Source organism: Trichocoleus desertorum ATA4-8-CV12, from assembly GCA_019358975.1.
GTDB lineage: Bacteria > Cyanobacteriota > Cyanobacteriia > FACHB-46 > FACHB-46 > Trichocoleus > Trichocoleus desertorum_A.
The window spans coordinates 21,191-40,504 of sequence record JAHHIL010000045.1 but is presented as its reverse complement, the minus strand read 5'-3'; the positions used below and the strand labels follow the sequence as shown (position 1 = coordinate 40,504).

General features: G+C 49.4%; 19 protein-coding genes and 1 pseudogene. 15 read left to right on the top strand and 5 right to left on the bottom strand.

The features are described 5' to 3' along the window. The first annotated feature begins 53 nt into the window (after window positions 1-53). The 7 genes from KME12_22065 to KME12_22035 all read left to right on the top strand — a co-directional run bounded on the left by KME12_22065 (window position 54) and on the right by KME12_22035 (window position 5,814). Entirely contained in the window at window positions 54-413 is a 360-nt protein-coding gene (locus tag KME12_22065; GenBank protein MBW4490473.1) for a phycobilisome linker polypeptide, read from the top strand. Between the two features lie 50 nt (window positions 414-463). Further along, the gene (locus KME12_22060) at window positions 464-1,318 is read left to right on the top strand and encodes a HEAT repeat domain-containing protein (protein ID MBW4490472.1); all 855 of its coding nucleotides are present in this window, start codon (window positions 464-466) and stop codon (window positions 1,316-1,318) included. Between the two features lie 87 nt (window positions 1,319-1,405). Continuing rightward, the gene (locus KME12_22055; protein MBW4490471.1) at window positions 1,406-2,077 is read left to right on the top strand and encodes a HEAT repeat domain-containing protein; all 672 of its coding nucleotides are present in this window, start codon (window positions 1,406-1,408) and stop codon (window positions 2,075-2,077) included. A gap of 49 nt (window positions 2,078-2,126) precedes the next feature. Then, complete coding sequence (locus KME12_22050; protein ID MBW4490470.1) at window positions 2,127-2,972, top strand: phycobilisome rod-core linker polypeptide; 846 nt, start codon at window positions 2,127-2,129, stop codon at window positions 2,970-2,972. Between the two features lie 64 nt (window positions 2,973-3,036). Beyond that, window positions 3,037-3,780, top strand: coding sequence for a phycobilisome rod-core linker polypeptide (locus tag KME12_22045; protein MBW4490469.1), 744 nt, complete (start codon window positions 3,037-3,039; stop codon window positions 3,778-3,780). A gap of 109 nt (window positions 3,781-3,889) precedes the next feature. Further along, window positions 3,890-4,648, top strand: a complete 759-nt coding sequence (locus KME12_22040) for a phycobilisome rod-core linker polypeptide (GenBank protein ID MBW4490468.1) — start codon at window positions 3,890-3,892, stop codon at window positions 4,646-4,648. 161 nt (window positions 4,649-4,809) lie between these two features. Next, window positions 4,810-5,814: a patatin-like phospholipase family protein gene (locus KME12_22035; protein ID MBW4490467.1), complete on the top strand. Its 1,005-nt coding sequence runs from the start codon at window positions 4,810-4,812 to the stop codon at window positions 5,812-5,814. Between the two features lie 61 nt (window positions 5,815-5,875). On the opposite strand, the gene KME12_22030 is transcribed toward KME12_22035, so the two are convergent. The 3 genes from KME12_22030 to hemF all read right to left on the bottom strand — a co-directional run bounded on the left by KME12_22030 (window position 5,876) and on the right by hemF (window position 8,623). Further along, complete coding sequence (locus KME12_22030; protein MBW4490466.1) at window positions 5,876-6,601, bottom strand: photosystem II biogenesis protein Psp29; 726 nt, start codon at window positions 6,599-6,601, stop codon at window positions 5,876-5,878. Between the two features lie 342 nt (window positions 6,602-6,943). Beyond that, on the bottom strand, window positions 6,944-7,303 hold the full coding sequence (locus KME12_22025; GenBank protein ID MBW4490465.1) for an STAS domain-containing protein: 360 nt from the start codon (window positions 7,301-7,303) through the stop codon (window positions 6,944-6,946). Window positions 7,304-7,576: 273 nt separating this feature from the next. Then, window positions 7,577-8,623 (bottom strand): oxygen-dependent coproporphyrinogen oxidase, encoded by a 1,047-nt coding sequence (hemF, locus tag KME12_22020; protein MBW4490464.1) that lies wholly within the window; start codon window positions 8,621-8,623, stop codon window positions 7,577-7,579. 478 nt (window positions 8,624-9,101) lie between these two features. Here hemF and KME12_22015 point away from each other — a divergent pair, with 478 nt between their 5' ends. The 6 genes from KME12_22015 (at window position 9,102) to KME12_21990 (ending at window position 15,361) form a co-directional block, all read left to right on the top strand. Continuing rightward, complete coding sequence (locus KME12_22015; GenBank protein ID MBW4490463.1) at window positions 9,102-9,635, top strand: SRPBCC family protein; 534 nt, start codon at window positions 9,102-9,104, stop codon at window positions 9,633-9,635. A gap of 156 nt (window positions 9,636-9,791) precedes the next feature. Then, window positions 9,792-10,859 (top strand): Mrp/NBP35 family ATP-binding protein, encoded by a 1,068-nt coding sequence (locus tag KME12_22010; protein ID MBW4490462.1) that lies wholly within the window; start codon window positions 9,792-9,794, stop codon window positions 10,857-10,859. Window positions 10,860-10,936: 77 nt separating this feature from the next. Beyond that, a complete protein-coding gene (rodA, locus tag KME12_22005; GenBank protein MBW4490461.1) occupies window positions 10,937-12,205 on the top strand; it encodes a rod shape-determining protein RodA in 1,269 nt (422 codons plus the stop codon). 55 nt (window positions 12,206-12,260) lie between these two features. After that, a complete protein-coding gene (locus tag KME12_22000) occupies window positions 12,261-12,458 on the top strand; it encodes a DUF3252 domain-containing protein (GenBank protein ID MBW4490460.1) in 198 nt (65 codons plus the stop codon). Window positions 12,459-12,463: 5 nt separating this feature from the next. Further along, window positions 12,464-13,132, top strand: coding sequence for a hypothetical protein (locus KME12_21995; GenBank protein ID MBW4490459.1), 669 nt, complete (start codon window positions 12,464-12,466; stop codon window positions 13,130-13,132). A gap of 126 nt (window positions 13,133-13,258) precedes the next feature. Further along, window positions 13,259-15,361, top strand: coding sequence for a cation:proton antiporter (locus KME12_21990; GenBank protein MBW4490458.1), 2,103 nt, complete (start codon window positions 13,259-13,261; stop codon window positions 15,359-15,361). Here the strand turns inward: KME12_21990 and KME12_21985 are convergent. After that, complete coding sequence (locus tag KME12_21985; protein MBW4490457.1) at window positions 15,358-15,744, bottom strand: hypothetical protein; 387 nt, start codon at window positions 15,742-15,744, stop codon at window positions 15,358-15,360. The genes KME12_21990 and KME12_21985 overlap by 4 nt on opposite strands. A gap of 220 nt (window positions 15,745-15,964) precedes the next feature. After that, window positions 15,965-16,522, bottom strand: a pseudogene (locus KME12_21980) (NUDIX hydrolase). 240 nt (window positions 16,523-16,762) lie between these two features. On the opposite strand from KME12_21980, the gene KME12_21975 reads away from it, so the two are divergent. Then, window positions 16,763-18,802 (top strand): FAD-dependent oxidoreductase, encoded by a 2,040-nt coding sequence (locus KME12_21975; protein MBW4490456.1) that lies wholly within the window; start codon window positions 16,763-16,765, stop codon window positions 18,800-18,802. Between the two features lie 93 nt (window positions 18,803-18,895). Continuing rightward, the gene (gene clpS / locus KME12_21970) at window positions 18,896-19,222 is read left to right on the top strand and encodes an ATP-dependent Clp protease adapter ClpS (protein ID MBW4490455.1); all 327 of its coding nucleotides are present in this window, start codon (window positions 18,896-18,898) and stop codon (window positions 19,220-19,222) included. The last annotated feature ends 92 nt before the right edge of the window (window positions 19,223-19,314 follow it).

Sequence of the window (19,314 nt, the reverse complement as noted above, 5' to 3'; positions counted from 1 at the left end):
AGATGAAACCAGCACCGAGTTAAATGTCTAAATTTTGATGAGGTTGTTGCAATATGTTTGGTCAAGCGTCCTTAGGAAGCAATACAACGTTGGATGACTCAGCGAGTCGGATGTTCCGCGTTGAGGTGAGAGGTCTACGTCAGACGTACCGCTCCAACAAGCTGAGTTATCCCATTCGCCTTAGCGGTAGCACTTTTGTGACTGTGCCCTACAACCGCATGAGCGAAGAAATGCAGCGAATTAATCGTTTGGGCGGCAAAATCGTTAGCATTCAGCCCTTGACTTCTGATCAGCCCCAAGCAAAATCAGAAGCGACGGCAGCTCACAAAAACATTGAGACGACCGCAGAAGCCAATGTGGAAGCCAATGTAAAAGCTGACAAGGCATCTGCTGGGCCAGCTCCGAAAAGTTAATTCTGGCGTGATTGTCTCTGCCAACTTCCTGTGTTAGACCTGTTAGATTCATGTCGGAAACCAGTCTGCAGCAGTCATCTGAATCTGAGTCACCTTCAACTGAGCCGTCTGGTGGCGAGGCTTTAACCGTTGAGCAAGCGATCGCCAACTTAACTCATGAGGACTTAAGCCTCCGTTATTATGCGGCTTGGTGGCTAGGAAAGTTTGCTAAGGGTGAACCTGAAGTGGTGAATGCCCTGATTGCAGCCCTAGATGATGAAGCCGATCGCACTGAGCTAGGGGGCTATCCGCTGCGGCGAAATGCTGTCCGAGCATTAGGAAAATTGGCAGATGGTCGGGCTGTGCCAGGGTTGCTGCGTTGTCTGGATTGCTCTGACTACTATGTGCGCGAAGCTGCCGCTCAGTCCTTGGGCATGTTGGGCGATCGCACCTGCGTTCCAGTACTCATGTCTTGGCTCGAAGGCGGGGTGGCAGCGGTGCAGCTATTTCCAGGGCGACCTCACTTGACGCAACCTGCTGAGGCAGCAATGGAAACCTTAGAAGCCTTAAAGGTGACAGAGGCGGTTCCCCTGATCGAACCTTTCCTAGCACATTCGTTGGATCGGGTACGGCATGGGGCGGCACGGGCGCTATATGTGCTAACGCAAGATCCAGTTTATGGAGAACGTTTGGTTCAAGAGTTAGCCAACAGCGACCTAAAAATGCGGCGCATGATTTTGCTAGACATCGGTGCTAGCGGTTATTTGTCAGGAGCCGAGGCGATCGCCCAAGCCTCTGTGGAAAATAGCTTTAAAGTAATGGCCCTCAAAAGCTTGCTAGAAAACCACCTTAAGCAGCAACCACAGGCTGTCTTGGTTTCACCGTCTACCGAGCGAGTCATGAATCTGATGGACTCATTGCTGTAGACGGTCACGGATTCCGGGGTCATCAAACACTTAATTTATTGATCTCCCTCAAAATCCATTGCCCATGTTCTTGAACCTAATACAGCCATGACCCATTCTGCTTGTGCTTCTGATCTGATTCGTGCTGTCGAACAAGCGGCTGCTCCCGCTAGTTTAGTGGCTGCAGTTCAAGCCTTAGCAGAAGCACGATTAGCGGCAGGTATTCCGACACTAATTTCAGCCTTAGGCTACAACAACCCAGAAGCGGCAGTGATCGCGGTGCAGGGATTAGTTGAGTTAGGCGAGGCAGCGGTTCAACCTCTGATTGATCAGCTAGATGATTATAACTACGGTGCTAGGGCTTGCTCATTTCGAGCCTTAGCTGCGATCGCTGATCCGCGAGCTTTAGACGTTCTGATCAATGCCGCAGAGACCGATTTTGCTCCAAGTGTACGGCGCGCTGCCACTAAAGGAATTGGCCAGTTGCATTGGTCACAACTTCCAACCGAGCAACGCCAAGCAGCTCAGCAACGGGCGCTACAGACATTGCTGGGGCTAGTCCAGCATCCAGATTGGGATATTCGTTATGCAGCGGTAGTGGGCCTCCAAGCTTTAGCTTCCTCCGGAGAGGCTACTGAAGGAGAGGTGGCTGCACGAATCTTAGCCCAGTTCAATCACATTGCTCAAACCGATGCTGACTTAGCTGTGCGGGCCAGAGCTGAAATGGCTCAACAGCAGCTAAACGCATTGAGCAATCAGTTGACAGCGATCGGCAATTAAAGCGATCGGCTGTCATTTTTGTTACTCGATAAAGTGGTAAACGTTACCTATGTCTATTCCACTCCTTGAAATTACACCCAAAACCCAGAATCAACGGGTTCCAGGTTTCGAGGTGCCCAATGAAGATGCTCCTCAGCTCTATCGCTTTACAGAAACCGCTTCTGACTCGGATGTCCAGGGGTTGATTTGGGCGGCTTATCGCCAAATCTTCAGTGAGCACCTAATTCTAGAAGAGTACCGTCAACTTCCCTTAGAGTCGCAACTCCGCAACCGCCAGCTTTCTGTGCGGGAGTTTGTGCGAGCTTTGGGTAAATCTGATGTCTATCGTCGCGAAGTTGCAGATACCAACTCTAACTATCGCCTGGTTGATATCACCTTCAAGCGCTTCCTAGGGCGGGCAAGTTACGGCAAAGATGAGCAAATCGCTTGGTCAATTGTCATTGCCACACGAGGCTTGCACGGCTTCATTGATGCTGTCGTAGATAGCGACGAGTACCGCCAAAACTTTGGTGACTCCATCGTGCCCTACCAACGGCGACGGATGGAGGGTAGACCCTTCAACTTAGTGACTCCTCGCTATAGCGACTATTGGCGGGTTCAGCTGGCTACCGCAGGGAGTGGCAGTGCGTTTGCTCAGGGTCGGCAGTACCAAGCGGGCGATCGCGATCTGCAAGTGATTCGCAAAGGAATTCCAGCAAACTTCCTGAATATGGTTCAAGGCATGTTGGTGCCTCAAGTGAGCTACCAACGCACCACAGACCAAGCACGGGCTGTCGCAGCCAGCTATAAAGCAGGTCAGACTGATTCGACTCATGGCGCACCAACGCCCCCAAGCGTGAAGCGGACTAACGTAGCATTGCCCTATCGTTACATTCCGACTCAACCCAAGGTCTAATCAGCCCACTTTCAGGCTGACGAATCGGGGCGATTCGATTGCAGGACTATTTAGGAGTTTACCGATGTCAATTCCTCTACTAGAGTACAAACCCTCTTCACAAAATCAGCGAGTGGCTGGTTATGAAGTGCCAAATGAAGATAATTCCGATATCTACAAGTTAGAAAGCGGTAGTTCTACGGGTGATATCCAAGAAATTATCTGGGCTGCTTACCGACAGGTGTTCAGCGAGCACGAAAGCTTACGTAGCCACCGCCAAACGGCTTTAGAGTCTCAACTCAAAAATCGGGCCATTACAGTTCGGGATTTTATCCGGGGCTTGGCAAAGTCTGATGTTTATTGGCGGTTGGTCGTAGAAACCAATTCCAACTATCGCGTGGTGGAGTTAACCCTAAAGCGCTTATTGGGCCGTGCTCCTTATAACAAAGACGAAGAAATCGCTTGGTCGATTAAGATCGCGACCCAAGGTTTGAGCGGCTTTGTCGATGCTTTGCTAGATAGCGAAGAGTACAGCCAAAATTTTGGCGACAACACGGTGCCCTATCAACGTCGTCGCTATAAAGACCGCCCGTTCAATTTGGTCACACCCCGTTACAGCAGCTATTGGCGCGATAAGGAAGAAGGCGATCGCTACAAGTGGGGCGATGTCAACAACTTCTTGGCGATGGCGCGATCGCTCAAGTTGCCTCAAGCCAAGTTTGTGACGGTCAAAACCGATAACATTCAGATTCCGGATACCACTCGCGACGCGCAGCCCGCAGGCACCCTGGCTTCGATCAATACATCCGCTGGTTTTCCGATCCGCTAAAAGCGTACAATCCAAGAGAGGCGTGGAATTGAGAAGTTCCTTCGGTGATATCGTTTACCCGCTCTAGGCATTGTAAGTTTTTAACTATTTTTATAAGGGAGATTCTGGCATGGCATTGCCGTTACTTGAATACAAACCGACTGCTCCAAATCACCGGGTTCGTAGCTTTGGCATTTCCGACCAAAACGAAGACACCCCTTACATCTATCGGACGGAGAACGTAAGCTCTCCTGAAGAATTGCGTCAACTGGTTTGGGCGGCTTATCGCCAAGTGTTTAACGAACAGTTGGTTCTGAAGTTTAACCGTCAAGTGACTCTAGAAACTCGCTTGGCTAACGGCTCCATTACGGTGCGTGACTTCATCCGCGAATTGGCAAAATCAGAGCGCTTTTACACCTTAGTCGTAGGCGTGAACGATAACTACCGTTTGGTAGAAGTCTGCTTAAAGCGTTTGTTGGGTCGTGAACCCTACAACCAAGATGAAAAAATCGCTTGGTCGATTAAGATTGGCACTCTAGGCTTCCACGGTTTTGTGGATGCGCTGGTGGACAGTGAAGAGTACACCCAAAACTTTGGGGATAACACTGTCCCTTACCAACGTAAGCGGATGCAGAATCGGCCCTTTACCTTCCTGCCTCGCTACGGCGAAGATTATCAGGAAGTGGCTGGTACCGCTACCACTGACTGGCGCATCACCTTGGAGAAATTCTACAGTCGCAAGTTCCAAGATCGGCAGTTGCCTGAAGGCGATCCTCGTCGCTTCCGGGAAGTAGCGGCTTCGATCGCACCCAAAGTGAACTATGCACAGCGCCTCTCTGCTTTTGACATCGACTACCTGAACAAGGTGCCTGTGCGCGGCAGACGCTAAACTTTACAGCCACCCTAATTGGTTGGCTAACGGGTAATTTTTAACTGGGTCTAGTTACTGTTGACTAAAAACTTGGCGAATCGCGATCGCGGTTCCATGAGTTCTTGGATACAACAGTGGGTAGACCCAGTAGTTTTAAAGGAGCAATATGGGAGAAGCCTATGTCTCGCCTGATTAAGGTTTTAGCAATTGACGGTGGTGGCATCCGAGGAGTCATTCCAGCGATGCTATTGGCTGAAATTGAAAAACGCACAGGCCGAGCGATCGCCGAGTTATTTGATGTGATCGCCGGAACCTCAACAGGCGGAATTTTAGCCTTGGGTTTAACCAAGCCCAACCCTAACGGCAAACCTGCCTATTCAGCAGTTGATCTCGTGCATTTATACGAAGCCGAAGGACAACGAATTTTCCCTAAATCTTCGCTGAGTAAACTACGCAGCTTAGTTAACCAAAAGTATCCAGCGATCGGCATCGAAACCGTTCTCAGGCAATACTTTGGCGACACCCTATTGAGCCAATCAATAAAAACGGTTTTAATTCCTAGCTACGATACCGAGTTACGGTGTCCTTACTTCTTCAAAAGCCGGAAAGCCAAGGCAGATCGCGATCGCGACTTTCCAATGGCGACTGTCGCTCGTGCCACATCTGCTGCTCCAACCTACTTTGAGCCGTTACAAGCCAGATCGAAGCAAGGTTTAGTACCCTCTACCTTTATTGATGGTGGCGTGTTTGCCAACAATCCCGCCATGTGTGCTTACGTAGAAGCCAGAAGAAATCATCCCGAAACTCACGATTTTCTGGTCGTTTCTCTCGGTACAGGCGAACTAAGCGCTAGCCTCAATTATGCTCAGATCAAGAATTGGGGCTTATTGGAGTGGGCTCGCCCTATTTTCAATATTGTGTCCGATGGTGTCAGCGACACCGTGGACTATCAATTGCAAGAGTTGCTATCTACCGAGGATACCGAAGTTAACTCAAAGCGCTACTACCGTTTCCAAGCTTCGCTCCATGCTCTTGGTAGGCTCGATCGCGGCAACCACATTGATGATGCCAGCTTAGAAAATATTACTTTCCTCAAGCGAATCGCCCAAAACACCATTAACAGCAACGAGGGAGAGCTAAAATCGCTTTGTCAGCAACTCGTGGCTGAAGTAATTGCTAGTTAGCCTGTGTAGTTAATCAGGCCAACTCAGCTTTAGTACTATCTCTCTCTCAGCTTGCCTCTATCTAAGCGGAGGGGGCTTCGTCTTTAGGAGCGTCGGAAGGGATCGCCGTTTCGCTCTTTGCCTGCGCCCGTTGCTCCCGCTGCTTGCGATCAGCGTTGAGGATGTCTTCCATCGCGGCTTGAGCTTGAGCCATTTTTTCTAGATTGCTGCGATAGAGTTCCAAATCTTTTTGGACTTTATCTTCTGGCAGGTGTAACTGGGTGCCCGCTTGCTTTAAGAACTCAGTTCGCTGTTTTTCATCTTTAACCAGTTCTGGATCAGCGGCTTCCAAGAAGGTAAATAAACCGATCGCAAATAAGCGGCTGTATTTGAAGTTAGGCTGGGTTGCGATCGCTTGTAGGGTTTCCTGAAGCATCTGGCCACCCGGTAGACTAGAGAGTTCTCCAGTGGGCGAAATTAGTTGTTGCGGAGACACTTGAGTCGCCAATGCTTGTAACTGCTCAGCATCTTGACGATACTTTTGAGGATCAGCTCCTAAAGCCTGACAAAGGGCATTAAAAATTGAGGCTTTATCTTGCTCTGGGCGATAGCCTTGCATAAAACGGTCAAAAGAGGACACAACTCCTAGCGCGTAGATAGGGTCGTAATGAAAGTCAACATTGACCGAAAGCAAGTGCATTTCTACCATCAGCTCTTCCACGACCCGTCGGTAAATGGAGTTGATGGGACGGGTGTGAACCGTATAGAAGCTGCGCTTAGTATCTGAAACAGTGCGAACGTTATTCACAGGAAGCATTGAGGGGATCAGTAACTTCATTCTCTCGCTTGACGGGAAGTTTGCCAAGGCAACAGCGCGCCAATCAAGGATGACTGTCTCTGTATTCTACAATTTTAGATTACGGAGTCTCAGCCACCATGCAATTTTCGCCTGAATTAGTTGCTCTAGCCCACTGCCTTTGTGGTGAATTTGACAATCAGAAACAAGTTATGACAAAGGAATAGACCCAACCACAGGTCAAGTACTGTGGGGGCCATTTGGGGACCTTATGAATTTACTAAGCGCCAAAACTTTGCCAGCGAACTGGCGCTTTAAGTAAATAGCGATGTGGGCCGACCAAATACAAGATATTTAGCTAGCAATCCCTCTAGGTACACCTTCTAAAGCCTCATCCTCAGTTTCGAAGATTTCAAATACTGAGTCCATCATGGTGACTTCGAAGACAAGCTTGGCTTCTGGATGCACGTTACAAATGCGGAAGCTGCCTTTGACCTTTTCGGCGTCACGCATCCCTGCCACTAGAGAGGTGAGACCAGAACTGTCAATAAAGTTGACCTGGCCCAAGTTCACCACCACATGGCGGCTCAACTTAGAAATACATTCCTGTAACTTGAGACGAAATTGCCAAGCGGTTGTAATGTCTAAGCGTCCGGTAGGGGTTAAGACAATGACGGTTGTACCGTCTTGGGTTGTATAAGTTCTCTGCTCCATTGGGATCGCCGATCCTCCCCTAGCAATAATGGGTCGTTGGGTTAATGGGCTGATGTCTACAACCAACCGTTAGAGAATCAGTAGCAGCGGCAACTCAAAAAGCTTGAGCTACTGATGGGTCAGTTAATTGGCAACCAGCCATCGTTAAGTCTGTAGGCTCCCCGAATAAGACACGAGTTGCGCCTTATCTATAGTTGGCAGGTGGCAGAAGTTTATAACATATCGGACAGAAAAGTTTCTGGCGATCGCGGCACCTACCTCCCGTAGTTTACCTTAGCTCTGAGGGGCGGAAGAAAACCAGTTAACCCAGTCTTGCGGCTTGAGGAAGGTTTGGTACAGTTCAGCTTCAGGAGTATTGGGCTCTGGCTCGTAGCCGTACTCCCAACGCACCAGAGGCGGCAAAGACATCAAAATCGATTCGGTGCGACCATTGGTTTGCAGACCGAAAATTGTGCCTCGGTCATAAACCAGGTTGAATTCGACGTAACGACCGCGACGATAGAGTTGGAAATTACGTTCGCGATCGCCATACTCTGTATTCTGTCTGCGTTCGGCAATGGGTACGTAAGCAGGTAAGAAGGCTTGACCACAGGACTGAATGAAACTAAAGATCTCTTCCCAGCTACGGCTACCGATCTGGCCTACTTGATTGCTGTGGAGTGCAGCTGGGCCTTCTGCCTCCAGACCGCGATACAAGTGATTAATGAGTCCATCTTGGTAGTCAAAGAAGATACCGCCTACCCCTCGCGTTTCTTGACGATGCTTCAAGTAGAAGTATTCGTCGCACCACAGCTTAAAGGTGGGGTAGTACTCAGGATGGTGAGCATCGCAAGCTTGCTTCAGGGTTTGGTGAAAATGCACCACATCTTCCGCAAAAGGATAGTAAGGGGTGAGGTCAATTCCACCGCCAAACCACCAAACGGGGCCAGCCTCAAAATAGCGGTAGTTGAGATGCACCGTCGGGATGTAGGGGTTCCGGGGATGTAGCACCATCGAAGTGCCCGTAGCATAAAACTTATGACCTGCGGCTTCTGGACGTTGAACTAAAACGGAGGGGGGTAGATGAGAACCCCAGACTTCAGAGAAGTTCACCCCTCCCTGCTCAAACACTCTGCCTTCTCGCATTACCCGCGATCGCCCGCCGCCCCCTTCAGGCCGATCCCAAGCGTCTTCTTGAAATGTTGCTTGCCCGTCTAGCTGTTCCAAACCCTGGCAAATTTGATCTTGCAGGTCTTTCAAGAACTGACTGACTCGTTGGCGTGAGTCAGTAGGAAGGGTCGGTTTAGATGCAGTTGCCTCAGGAGTGGAAGAAGTAGTCATAGCCTTCAGTGCAATACCGTTAAAAAGTTTGGCTGGCGTGCTGAAATCTCAACAGAAGTTAACAGTTTTTACAAGCCCAAAGCTTAGCTAGGGATAGTTCAGGCAGGCTGAGTGAAATGACTCAAGACCAAATCTCAGGGTCTTGCGGTGCGTAAACTTCTATAGAGTTTTATCGAGAGAATCGCAAAAAGCTTAACAGATAGCAGAACAAAATTGGCAGAGTTGATACGTTTTGACAACATTCCTTGAGAAGCAGCACTTGAGAAACAGCATCTGAAACTTGAAGATCCCCTTCCGCTGGGAACCTAGAGAAGGTTGGAGTCAGCAAATCCTTGATCTATCTTTAGCTTGATCGCACTCCCCCAGTCCAGTAGTTATGATGTCTAATCCTAGGTAAGCGATCGAGATTGTTAGGATTGAGCGAAGCAGTGATCGGCGCTATCCCAACCTATTGAAGTAACTCGATGCGGGGATAAAAATGGCAAAATTCTGGACGAAACGGCGGCTTCAGCGTCATCGGATCAAGTTTCAGTATTCTCTGGTGAGAACTTACCAAGCACTCAGTACAGCCTCTGTGGAAGATTTATGGTGCAAGATTGGTGACCTCACCGACGTGTCTTGGCACCCTCTACTGGCTAGCACTGATGTTCCTCACGGCTTGGTAGTAAAACCAGGATTAATTTATCGGGCTATGACACGCTTGGGTCCGATTCCAATTCGAATTTTTGTGGAGCGCGTCAATCCGGGCGAATTACTCAGCGTCCGAATTTTGGCCATTCCTGGGGTAGAAGAAAGAGTAACGTACCAAGTCGAATCCACTGTTTGTGGCACTCGTGTTTCTTACTCAGTCACTTTGCGAGGCTGGCTCTCTCCTTTAGTCTGGTCCCTAACTAAACCCTACGCTGCCAGAGTGGCAACCAAGTTAGCACAAGCGGCAGAGCAGGGGGCGATGACAACTGTACCAATGGATGCAAGAACTCGATCGCCAGGGAATAGTTGTTTTGATTTTTAATCTTAATTTGATGCAGCTTTGATGCAGTATTAACGACTTGGAGCGATCGCATCCCACACGCATCCACCCGAGGTAACGGTAAGATTGCACTAGAGGAAAAGCTAAGTGAGCTTGTATCCTCCCGTCGCAGTTAGGGTGGAGAATTGATCATCCCGTATGCTTAATGCTGATTCAGTTTTAGAAGTTCTACGCCCCGTTCAAGACCCTGAGCTTCGCAAGAGTTTGGTGGAATTGAATATGATCCGTAACGTCGCGATCGCAGATGGAACCGTTAGTTTTACGTTGGTGCTAACCACTCCTGCCTGCCCACTGCGCGAATTTATTGTGGAAGATTGTCAGAGAGCAGTCAAAACTCTGCCTGGAGTCCAAGAAGTCAAGGTAGAGGTCACTGCCGAAACCCCACACCAAAAGTCGCTACCCGATCGCACTGGCATTGAGGGTGTGAAAAATATTGTTGCCATCTCTAGTGGAAAGGGTGGCGTTGGCAAAAGCACAGTCGCTGTGAACGTGGCAGTAGCCTTGGCCCAAGCGGGAGCCAAAGTGGGCTTGATCGATGCAGATATTTATGGCCCCAACGCTCCAACGATGCTGGGTCTGACAGATGCCCAAGTGATGGTGTCCAAAGGTCCACAAGGAGACATTTTAGAGCCTGCCTTTAACCACGGGGTCAAGCTAGTTTCAATGGGCTTCCTGATTGACCCTGACCAACCCGTAATCTGGCGCGGCCCCATGCTGAATGGAATTATTCGGCAGTTCCTCTATCAGACCCAGTGGGGCGACCTAGACTACCTGATTGTGGATATGCCCCCTGGGACTGGAGATGCTCAGTTGACTTTGGCTCAAGCGGTACCAATGGCTGGAGCTGTCATTGTCACCACCCCCCAAACGGTTGCCCTGTTAGACTCGCGCCGAGGATTGAAAATGTTCCAGCAAATGGGTGTACCTGTGTTGGGCATTGTCGAGAACATGAGCTACTTTATTCCCCCTGACATGCCCGATCGCCAATACGATATTTTTGGTTCAGAGGGAGGAGCAAAGGCGGCTCAAGAATTAGGTGTACCTTTGCTAGGCTGTGTACCTTTAGAGATTCCGTTACGTCAAGGTGGCGATCGCGGTGTACCCATTACGGTTGCTGATCCAGATTCAGCCTCGGCCAAAGCTTTAAAGGCAATTGCGCAACAAATTGCGGCAAAAGTTTCTGTCGCCGCGCTGACATCGGCGTAATAGATGTTTATGGTGACTGGGCAAGCCCCAACGCCGCACTAACAGCCTTCGACTTAAACTTGACCTTTTGCTAGAACATGTTGCAGAAATCGCTAGCCCGAATTCGCTGGAAATCTTTAATTCAACCGTGGCAAGAAACCGATGGCTGGTTATTTTTCCTCCCCATTGGTCTGACCTTCATGGGCGGGGTGATGATTTACAGTACCGAGTTAAATCAAGGATGGACAGACTGGTGGCAACACTGGCTAATTGGCAGCATTGGGCTAGTGCTGGCCTTAGCAATCTCAAGGTGCCGCTATGAAAACCTATTGCAGTGGCGTTGGGTGATCTACGGCATCACCAATGCCTCTTTGCTGGCGGTTATGTTTATCGGCACCACTGCGCTCGGAGCCCAACGGTGGATTACGATTGGAGGCTTTAATATTCAGCCTTCTGAGTTCGCCAAGCTCGGCATGATTATTACTCTGGCAGCCATGTTGCAAGGACGCACGGCCTCAACCCTAAGCGCTGCGGTTCAAACTTTAGCCGTGACAGCAGTGCCTTGGGCTTTGGTGTTTTTGCAGCCAGACCTGGGAACGTCGTTGGTGTTTGGGGCAATTACGATTGGTATGCTCTATTGGGGTAACGCGAACCCCGGTTGGCTCGTGCTGCTGATTTCCCCAATTGTTTCAGCCATTCTGTTTAATGTCTTTTTCTCCAGTTGGTTGATTGGCCTGGAAGTGATTTGGGTCTTGCTGGTGGGCGCGATCGCCTGGATGACCTTGCCTTGGCCTAGGCTCGGAGCGCTAGGGGCAGTAGCGGTTAACTTGATCTCCGGAGCCCTAGGGCACGTCCTCTGGGGATTGCTCAAGGATTACCAAAAAGATCGACTGATCTTGTTCTTAGATCCAGACAAAGACCCCTTGGGAGGTGGCTATCACTTGATTCAATCTCGAATTGCGATCGGCGCGGGCGAGATGTGGGGTCGAGGATTCATGAAAGGCACTCAAACCCAACTCAACTTTATTCCAGAGCAACATACTGACTTTATTTTTTCTGCCATTGGTGAAGAACTAGGCTTTATTGGTTGCTTTCTCGTCTTGATGGCTTTTTGGTTGATCTGTCTTCGGCTGGTAATTATCGCCCAGAACGCTAAAGATAACTTCGGCTCGTTATTGGCCGCTGGTGTCTTTGCCATGCTGGTATTTCAAGTTGTGGTGAATGTAGGGATGACCATTGGTTTGGCTCCTGTAACAGGAATTCCGCTGCCTTGGATGAGTTACGGGCGATCGGCACTACTAACCAATTTCATTGCGATCGGCTTAGTGCAATCGGTGGCAAATTACCGCCAACGGTTAAAATTTTAGGGCTAAGCTAGTTAGAAAAGCAGCAAACTTCACTCCATCCTACTTACTGAATACTATGATTTTTCCTGGTTCAGCAGTTCGGGTGATCAGCCCCAATGATATCTATTACGGCTTCCAAGGTCTGGTGCAGCGCGTAACCGATGGCAAGGTAGCTGTGTTGTTTGAAGGAGGTAACTGGGACAAGTTAGTCACGTTCCGCTTATCGCAGTTAGAGCTAGTAGATGCCACTGCAGGTCGTAAGAAAGCGAAGTAGCATCCATGCGGTTGCCCCTCCCTCAATTCGCCCATCAAAATCGTCCGCCTAATCACATCGCGGAAGTGATTGAAACGGCAACGACTGAGTTTTTGGCGCAGTGCTTAGAACCGGAAGACTTAAGTTTTCCGGTTATGCCAGCTTTTGGCAGTTGGGTGCGCTCTGTTGATGAGGAATCGGGAAATCAAGTTTATGCAGTGGTGTATCACGCCACGACTAGCCCAATTGATTCAGTGCATCGAGCGCGAGCTTTAGGGCTATCGTTGCAAGACTTGCGCGAACAGCAACCCCAGATTTTTGCCATGCTCAAGACAGAATTTCGGGCCGCGATCGTTGGGTTTCGACCTTGTCAACCTGGAGTGAGTGGCACGCAACAGCTGAGTGAAACTATTTATCAGCACCTACCCCCTCGCCCACCACAGATCCACCAAGCAGTTTACACCTGCGAACCCCAAGAAGTACTGCACTTTAGCGAAAAGCTAGATTTTTTAAGGGTTTTGCTGCAAGTGAATGGAGCTCCCGTGGATGCTTTAACCGCAGCGGCGATTCGAGAGATTTATCAACTGCGTCAAGCCGATCGCACCTGGCTAGTGAATGCAGGACGCACTTTGAGCGTGTTACTCAAAGATGATTACGATCGCCTACGAGTAATTTTGAGTCAGATCCATCTATAGGTATTTTCTTCTTCTTCCCTTAGAGCCTTAAGGTTTTGAATGATGCGGACAAGTCAGTATGTGAGCAGAGTTTTCTGCCACCCTGCCTGAGAGTTGCTGACACTCATTCACTTTAATGGACGCTCTATGGAATCGATTTTGAAATTTTTTGAGGAACCCATCGTTTCGTTTGCGGTTCTCTTAACAGTAATTTTGACTGTACCCATCCTCGTAGAGCGGTTCCGCATACCAGGATTGGTAGGGCTACTGGCAGCAGGGGTAATTTTAGGGCCAAATGGCTTGCACTTGCTGCAAAAAGGCTCAGAAACTATAAGCCTGCTAGCCGAAATTGGGCTGTTGTATCTGATGTTTGTGTCAGGTCTGGAAGTCGATATTGAGGAGTTCCGGCGCAAAAAATACCGCTCCATTGGCTTCGGTAGCCTGACCTTTGCGATACCCCTGATCTTTGGCACCGCTGTGGGTCGTCTATTTGGCTTTGACTGGAACGCTTCGGTCTTAATCGGTTCGCTGTTTGCTTCCCACACTTTGCTAGCCTACCCAATGGTCAGCCGCTTAGGTGTGGTGTCCAATGAGGCGGTCACGGTTACAATTGGAGCAACTATTTTTACCGATGTTGGCTCACTATTAGTTCTGGCAATTTGTATTGGCATCAATCAGGGTGACTTTAATGCTACCAAGCTAGCCATCTTGCTCGGTTCCCTAGCAATTTACTCAGTTGTAGTGCTATTTGGGTTTGATTGGGCAGGTCGGCAATTCTTCAAGCGTACTGGAGATGACGAAGGCAATCAGTTTTTATTCGTCTTATTAGCCATTTTCCTGGCTTCTCTAGGGGCACAACTGATCGGGGTTGAGAAGATTGTGGGTGCGTTCTTGGCAGGTTTGGCAGTGAATGATGCCGTCGGTCAAGGCCCAGTTAAAGAGAAAGTAGTATTTGTCGGTAGTGTCTTATTTATTCCAATTTTCTTTGTTAACTTGGGTCTGCTCATTGATATTCCTGCTTTCATCAAAAGTATCTCCTCGATTTGGTTAACTCTAGCGATCGTCACTGGCTTAATCATCAGTAAGTTCCTAGCAGCGTACGGGGCTAAACTGATGTACCGCTACAGCAAGGACGAATTGCTAACGATGTGGTCGATGTCAATGCCTCAAGTGGGAGCAACATTGGCGGCTGCACTGGTAGGATATCGGGCTGGGATGTTGACTGAAGGCGTGCTCAACAGTGTCATTGTGTTGATGCTGGTGACCGCTACCTTGGGTCCATTAATTACGAGTCGCGTTGCTCCTAAGCTGATTACATCAGACCCTGCCTTGGAGTCTGATGCCACACCCGTCAATTGGGGGACTGGCACAACAGATCATCCTTTTACTGTAGTAGTACCCGTTTATAACCCTAAAACAGAGCAGTATTTGATTGAGATGGCGGCATTGCTAGCTCGGCATGAGTCGGGGCGGGTTGTGCCCTTAGCGATCGCTACAGCTCATGCCCATATGGATGCCCCAACTCTCGGTTCGGCAATGGAGCGTAGCGATAGTTTGCTCGCTAATGCTACAGGCATCAGTCAAGAACTGGGGGTAGAGGCAGAACCATTGCTCCGAATTGACGATGGCATTGCTCAAGGGATTAGTCGGGCCAGCCGAGAGCAAGATGCCAGCTTAATTGTCATGGGTTGGGGTCGGCGGACTGGATTCCGGGCCCGTCTATTTGGGAATGTGCTTGACAGCGTGCTTTGGTCGTCCCACTGCCCCGTAGCTATCACCCGGTTGTTAAACTCTCCCACCAGCATGCAGCGCATTTTGGTGCCTATCGATAACCTGGGAGCCGCATCAGCCAGAACGGTACAGTTTGCTCAAATGTTAGCTTCTGCCAATCAAGCCACTGTAACTTTGCTCCACGTGAGCAATCGCTACACATCCGCTGGCAAAAGGGCTTGGACTGAATCACAATTAGCGATGTCGGTAGCTAAATGGGCACCGCAGCTCAAACCTGAAATCCAGCTAGTAGCCAGTGATAATGTCGTGGCGGCCATTGTGCAAGCTTCTAGAACCTGCGATTTGGTAGTGCTGCGATCGCTCCGTCGTCGAACTACAGCTGGACTGGCTATTAGTGATGTCACCACCCAGATTGTCCAACAACTCACTTGTTCAATCGTGATGTTGGGCGAACCGCAGCGATTGCAACCTGGTGTAGTAGTGAATCAAACTCAGAACCAGTTGGTTACCAAGGCTTAGATCAATACCAGACAACAAGGGCTTAATACAGTCTTGGCTCGCTCGTTCAGGAGTAATTGACCGTTCTCTGTCACACTGATATCTCTACCGGGCAAGAACCCCTTGCCGATTAGCCGTTGGTAGATCGCAGGAGAGGTAATTCTGCGAATTTCTGCCATCACGTCAGCGGGGACTAAATGTTCGACAGCCCAAAAAAAGGCATCAGTGTCAAAACCAATTAAACGCTCAAAACTAACGAGCAATACTCCTGCTACCTCGATAAGAGTCAGTTGGCTTTTTAAATTGGCTATGAGATCGCGGCCTACTTGAGTGTTGCGGATCATCATAGCCAAAGCCATTCTTTCGATTTCTTGCTCTAACTTTAAGTCGCTCATGTTTGGCACTAAGTCAATTCTTAAGGAATTGTGATTTTGCCAAGTATACCTGAAGACAGAGGCAAAATAGCCCCTGCGGTAGAGGCGAGTTCTAAGATTTTTCAACTTATCTTCTTATTTTATAAAAGAAGAATTTTCGAGAGCGCGTAGCAGCATCTTCGACACAATTGCTGAGACTGCTTTCTAGGAAAAACAACCCAGTATGTAAAGAAATAAAAACTAAAAAATTTTATTGGGAGAAGTTGAGAAATTGCAGCCCCAGACACAGAGCTGCGATCGTTCCAGACACACAAATTTCTCCTTTCAAGATTTTTTCTGATACCTTTTCTATCGGAATTAAAACAACTTCAATGGCTTCAGTCACATCAAGTTTTTGCTCACCAGAAATAAAAGCATTCTGAGCCACAAATAAATGAATCCGATTCGTATCTTTTACAGGGTTGTCATATAGGGTTGCCAGTTTCAGCAAGTGAGGGGCACTGTAGCCTGTTTCCTCTTGTAGTTCTCTCTGGGCAGCAACCTCTGGGCTTTCAGTATTGGGGTCAAAAGTACCCGCTGAGAGTTCTAGTAAGATTTCCCCTATACCGTGACGATATTGCCGCACAAACACAATTTCTTGGTTAGCGGTAAGGGCAAGGACTAGCGCCACATCAGGCCGAACCACGACGAAATAGTCATCAATCACTTCCTGGCTAGGCAACAGCACCGTGTCTTGCCGCACTCGGCATCATTGGTGATCCAAAACCATGCGAGAACGCAAGGTTTGCCATTTACGAGGCGATCGCATCATTTCAAAAACTCCTAAGCCTTTTACTCAGACTCCGAAACTTAAGGCATTACCCTGTAGTCAAGGTTAAGCAGTTGGTTAAAGCATTTATTTGAGTGCTATTTGCCAAGCTGCTCAGGATGGCTTGATACCTGTTAGGCACTACTGAAATCACTCGCTCGAATTATTAACCCCCTCATGCCCCCTTACAGTTTTCTCATGATGCAACGTCGCCACCTTTCTGCTATAGGCAAAGTTTTGATGGGTGCCACCCTCGCCGTAGAATTTTTGGCTCCTGCTGCGATCGCGGCACCACCCCGAACGCCAGACCAGACAGTTTCCTGTGAAGTGTTAGTAGCAGGCGGTGGTTTAGCAGGTGTAGGTACGGCTTACGAAGCCTTATTGGCAGGGCGCACTGTCTGCATGACTGAGATTACCGACTGGGTCGGAGGACAAATTTCGGCTCAAGGCACCTCGGCACTGGATGAGCGGCAGACCCAGCGATCGCTGCTGTTTTACTCCCGTGGCTACCTAGAACTACGACAACGAATTCAGCGTCATTACAAGGGAGATCTCAACCCTGGTGATTGCTGGGTGAGTGAGTCTTGCTTCTTGCCACAGGATGGGCACCGAATCTTATTTGACATGCTGCAACAGGCAGCGAAGCGCGGGAAAGGGACTTTGAAGTGGTTCCCTGCCACTGTCATTAAAGAGTTAGACACAAGTACTGTAGGGTCTGGTGTGGGGTCTGGACAACAGATTCAAGGGGCGATCGCGATCCAGCACCGTCCTACCTCTAAAGCTACCCCGCTCAACTCGCTGCCACTTTCCCAAACAATTGAGGATGCCTACCGCTACGAAAACTCAGCCCAATTTCAAAAAGCGATCGTGCGGTTTGTGCCAGCTCAGCCGAAACCATCTAAATCTCGAACCAATCAGGCTCAAACTAACACGCCTCAATGGTATGTAGTTGATGCCACTGAAACCGGAGAACTGGTGGGGCTGGCTGATGTGCCTTATCGCCTCGGCATCGATCCTCGTTCTTACCTAGAGCCGTCTTCCTCTAGCGCCACAGGTGACCCTTATTGCACCCAAGGCTTTACCTATACTTTTGCCATGCAGGCAACCGAGCAACCCCAACAGCATACTCAGCCTCCGTTCTACCCCAACTACGCCGGGTACTACAGTTATGAATTGACTCGGCTCGCCAGTTTCCCGCTTGTCTTTACCTATCGGCGGATTTGGAATCAGAATCCAGCCTCCCAAGAAGCGAAGACCCAATTAAACACCGGAGTCATTACCCCTGGCGATATTTCCATGCAGAACTGGACTTGGGGAAATGATTATCGCCCTGGCACTGCCACGGATAACTTTATTTACACCCGCGAGCAACTAGCTAGCAGTGGGCAACTCCAGCCAGGAGAGTGGATGGGGGGTCTTCGGGCGCAAAGCCTCCAAAGGGCTGAGGAACTGTCCCAGGGTTACTTCCACTGGCTAGTCGCAGGTACAACTGATTCCCAACTCGGAGCAGGAGTTAAACAGCCACAGCCCAATCACCGTTACCTAGCAGGATTTGATTCCCCGATGGGGACGGCTCATGGCTTGTCTAAATATCCTTACATCCGCGAAGGTCGCCGCATCATTGGTCGTCCGTCTTGGGGGCAGCCACAAGGCTTTACAGTTTGGGAGGTAGATATTTCTCGCCTGGATTACTTCAAAGATGAGTACTACCGCCAAACGCTACCCTCTCAGATGTATCGTGGTTTGCAAGCAACCTTAGCAGGCCTAGAGGCCACGTCATTTGTAGGGGGCAAATTGCCTGCGGACAAAATTACTCGCCGCACGCGATCGACTATTTATCCAGATGCGGTTGGGATTGGGCACTATGCGATCGACTTTCACCCCTGTATGACTCAGAATCCTCCTGAGCGCCCCGGTAATACCGAACGAGAAGGAGAGCGACGCGGGGCGGGTAGTGCCTATCCCTTCCAAGTCCCCCTGCGAGCCATGATTCCCCAGAAAATTGACAACATGCTAGTGGCGGGTAAGAGTATTGCTACCAGTCACATTGCTGCTGCTGCTTATCGGGTGCATTCGTTTGAGTGGTCTTCTGGAGCGGCTGCGGGCACCACGGCGGCTTTTGCTTTAGAGCAAGGCATTGCGCCTTACCAGTTGGTTGATCAGCTACCAAGCCCAGAGCCGCAGCTAGAACGCCTGCAACAACGCCTAATCCAGAACAACAACCCGATCGCCTTCCCCGATACTTCGATCTTCAATGAAAAGTGGGAGGAGTGGAAATAGAAGGGTGCTCAGAGGCCGAAGCGATTTCAAGTCGTTAGAATTGCACTAGGATTAAATACGTAGTTTTGTTAAAAGTGTTTTCGGTAACGGCCTATGAATCTGGTACTTGCGGCAGCTTCCCATTTTGCAGCCGCCGCGCCTACGGTAGCGCCTGAAAAGGCTGGTCAAGTTACCCGTCAAACTTACCCAAATTACAAGATCATTGTGCTAAACGACGACTTCAACACGTTTCAGCACGTGACCGAGTGTTTGCTAAAGTACATTCCGTTTATGACTAGCGATCGCGCTTGGGAATTGACCAATCAAATTCACTTTGAAGGTCAAGCAATCGTTTGGGTAGGGCCACAAGAGCAGGCGGAACTTTACCATACACAACTAAGCCGCGCTGGTTTAACGATGGCTCCTCTAGAAGCAGGTTAACCTAAACGGCTTGAGCAGAACTTTTGGGATGCTGCGATTTCCTCTATGCTGAGGGATGCTTCTCAGCGATCGCAGCCCACTTCAAACTGGCA